This is a genomic window from Desulfonema magnum (assembly GCF_017377395.1).
Taxonomy (GTDB): Bacteria; Desulfobacterota; Desulfobacteria; order Desulfobacterales; family 4be13; genus Desulfonema_C; species Desulfonema_C magnum.
Window position 1 is genome coordinate 3,830,740 of record NZ_CP061800.1, and the last position, 3,447, is coordinate 3,834,186.

The window sequence follows — 3,447 nt, forward strand, 5'->3', positions numbered from 1 at the left end:
AGTGTTCGTCTGTAAATCATAAGTCATCTCCCTTCAAACTGATTGTATTTCTGGTTTCAGGTACCAAGATGAAGACAGAAAAAATTTGATTATCGAGTATGACAAATTTTTTCATTTGATAAACTTTTTTCTGATTATAACGAAATCCCAGGCGGATCCGAAGTGCAAAAATTATATTTTTGCGATTGCTTTGCAATTGCGAAGAAGCATTTTTCGCACTCCAGAGAGAACACCGGAAAGCCCGCTTACCCTTAACTCAACAGCATTGCCCGGCAACGCCCCGTGGGGATGGCATATTATAATATTCTTAGGATGTATTTCTGCCTGAAAAAAAATTACCAGAATACGGAACAGGTGGGCGACGATAATTGATTGTGTAATGTTCGGAAAATATGTGAAGTGTGGAGATAAGCAGTGCCAAAGCGGCCTGGAAATTCAGCATCTGACCCTCCTTTGGATTTAAAAAATCGGAAAACTGATTCCAATTCATGTTATTAGGAAGCTAAAAGCTATTAACATAATTTTTCTGGTTTGTCATTATCTTTTTTAAAAAAAGTAAAAAATACCCGGTGTAGGGTGGGTGGAGCGAAGCGCAACCCACCGCACAAGGTGGGTTGCGCTTCGCTCCACCCACCCTATGTTTTTGTATCGGGTATGTTATTTATTTCGAGTTTCCTTACTCGACAATCTATTTCAGAAAGACAGATTTATCAGAGCTGCTACACGGACATCCGGGGATGTCGGTGTGAGTCCTGCCCCTGCATGGATTTTGAACCCCCACTGGTCTTTGAGCCACGCCACTCCGATTCCCAGTTCACGGATATCCTCATCCGAGTCTTCATCATAACAGGGCGAGGATTCGGGATATACAGTGGTGTTGCTGTGTTCCTTGTTTATAAACTCAGCGTAAGTGGTCACAGTCTCAGATACCTGATATTCCGCGGTCAGCCCGATAAAAAGCGTGGTATTGTCCGCATCCTCGTCCTCATTATCGTCCTCGTCTGTATCTACATAATGAAGCCCCACATTGCCTGTAAGGTAGAAACGATCCCAGCGTTTACCCAGAAGCAGATTGCCCCCATAAGACGGATCATCTTCGTCCGAGGCGCTGTAACGGTAGAGATCGCCCACGGACTTATCCCTGTCGCCAGTGGAAATAAGCGCATATGGCATCACCGAAACATCCACAAATGAACCTTTGTCCTGTCTCAGAATGCGGACCTTTCCGCCTAAGAACACGTCACCAATACCGTTTTCATTCACATCAAAATCAGTATTCTCCCAGCGTTCCCAATGCGTGGCAGCGGAAACCTCCCACCAATCGCCGTCTCCGTAAGTGAGACTCAGGGGCACCGCCCATATATTGCCATCTCTGCAATTCAGATTGTCATCACGAAACAGATTATCTCCATGAAACGAGGAATACATGACACCTGTCTGAAGGTGCAATCCGTCAACCACAAGCGGAGAATATGTATAAGCATAGCCTTTAAGCCCGTAAAGCGCGAGATTTTCATCCGCCATCACCGTTGAAGGCAGAGACAGTATCGCAATGATCACCAAAGACACAGTCCATTTTAAACGGGTTATATTTTTCATTTATTCTGTTCCTTTCACTCGATGATCAAATTTTTTTTGTTATTCCGTTCGACTGAGCTCACGCCGAAGCCTGCGAAAGCAGGAATCCAACAGCTTTTTTTATCGGCAGGCATCAGCAAAATCATATTCCTGCTTTCACAGGAATGACAAGACTTTCTATTCGAACCAGGCCAAAAAATTTGATTATCGAGTTTCATAAGTGAAGGGAAATGAGAAGTGAGAAGTGAGAACTGAGAAAAATTTTCTTTTCTTTCTCACTTGCCTTCCCTTTGACCTATAGCCTATAGCCTCTCACCTATAGCCTCTATCCTCTGGCCCCCTCACTTCTTTGGTTTTAGTTCGACTCTGCGGTTCATTGTCCTGCCCTCCGGCGTGGTGTTCGGAGCCACCGGCTTTTTAAATCCGTAGCCGGACGAGGACAGCCGTCCCGGATCGGTTCCCTTTTTCATAAAATATTTCATGACAGACTCTGCCCGTCTTTCAGAAAGCTTCTGATTGTACGCGGCCGTTCCCACATTGTCCGTGTGTCCCTGAATCTCCACTTTCAGATCAGGATTCTTTTTCAGAACGGTCATAGCTTCGTCCAGTTCCGGGTAGAACTGAGGCCGGATATTCCATTTTGCTGTTTCAAACAGAACACCGCCGAGGACCCAGCATCCGTATTTGTTCACCTTTGCGCCCACTGGCGTTCCAAGACATTTATCCTCATGATCATAGATACCGTCTCTGTCCGTATCCTCGGGTTCCTCTTCCATTACTTCCTCAGGTTCCTGAACAGGCGTTTTTTCAGGTTCCGAAGACACAACCATCACTGGCTCGGACTCTTTTTCCGGTTCGCTCCTGACCGTCGCGGCAATCTTCTCCCCGGGACAGAGCAGCGCGCAAACATCTGTCAGATATTTGCTGTTTCCAAGCAGTTCTGTGCCGGAAAAATGCTTCCCTCCGGCCGCGGATGCCATGCGCGTCAGGAGCATCTCTCCGCTGTCATCCCTGTCTTTATTCTTCTTTCCCAGGAAAACTGTGTGCAGAATAAAATTCTGACCATATTTTTCTTTCAGACGGCGGATTTCGCTCAGAGGACCTCTGATGTCATCCTCGGGTTCTGTCTCTTCATCTCTGTTTTCTTCCTCGTCATCTTCAAAATCATAAAAGCTTTCCCTCCCGTCGGAAATGAGCAGCAAAGTCAGCTGTCCTTTTATCTTCTCAAGTTCCTGTTCATCCAGTTGGCGGAACATATCTGCCAATGGTGTGCGGCGGTTGAAAACAGCATAATCCGTGACAAATTTGTCTCTGATTTGTTTCCCTCGTTCTTTCTGTTCATAAGTTCCGGGGGACAGAAACTGTTCATAAAGCTCATTGTTCCCGGACAGGTGACGCACCCGGTAAACCCCTGTGTCACAGATTAGTTCCCGGTTCAGCCTGATGAGCAGTTTTTTCAGCGCATGAACCTTTGGCACGTCTTCCTTATTTTCGTCCTCATCTTCCCATATCATATTTTCCTGCATGGAACCGGAAACATCAGCAAGAATCAGCACTGAATTTCTGAGACTGTCTGCTGCAAATGCGGATAAGGGAAACAGAATCATCCCCCACACAAGAATAAACCATGTCAGCACGCGGCATTCTTGAATTTTCATCATCATCTCCTTGTCTTTAAAAAGGGTTTGTCAGGCACAAACAAAGCTTCCGAAGTTTTGAAAACTTCGGAAGCTTTTTTTCGGAATAAGCGATTCAGGTATCATCAGCAGATCCAATATCTTTTCCGGAGTGCAAAAAACCGCTTCGCTCTATTTTTGCACTCCGGATTTATGGAAATTTTCGATCTGCTGAAGTTATCTGACCTGCCGC

2 protein-coding genes are annotated in these 3,447 nt (G+C 45.7%); both read right to left on the minus strand.

Translation table 11 applies throughout. The features are described from left to right. Positions 1-693 precede the first annotated feature (693 nt). A complete protein-coding gene (locus tag dnm_RS14925; protein ID WP_207683425.1) occupies positions 694-1,599 on the minus strand; it encodes a DUF5777 family beta-barrel protein in 906 nt (301 codons plus the stop codon). Positions 1,600-1,919: 320 nt separating this feature from the next. Continuing rightward, entirely contained in the window at positions 1,920-3,236 is a 1,317-nt protein-coding gene (locus tag dnm_RS14930) for an OmpA family protein (protein WP_207683426.1), read from the minus strand. Positions 3,237-3,447: the final 211 nt, after the last annotated feature.

Excerpts from the sequence above, each read along its gene's own strand:
- dnm_RS14925 (WP_207683425.1), bottom strand. The coding sequence starts at position 1,599 with ATGAAAAATATAACCCGTTTAAAATGGACTGTGTCTTTGGTGATCATT.
- dnm_RS14930 (WP_207683426.1), bottom strand. The coding sequence starts at position 3,236 with ATGAAAATTCAAGAATGCCGCGTGCTGACATGGTTTATTCTTGTGTGG.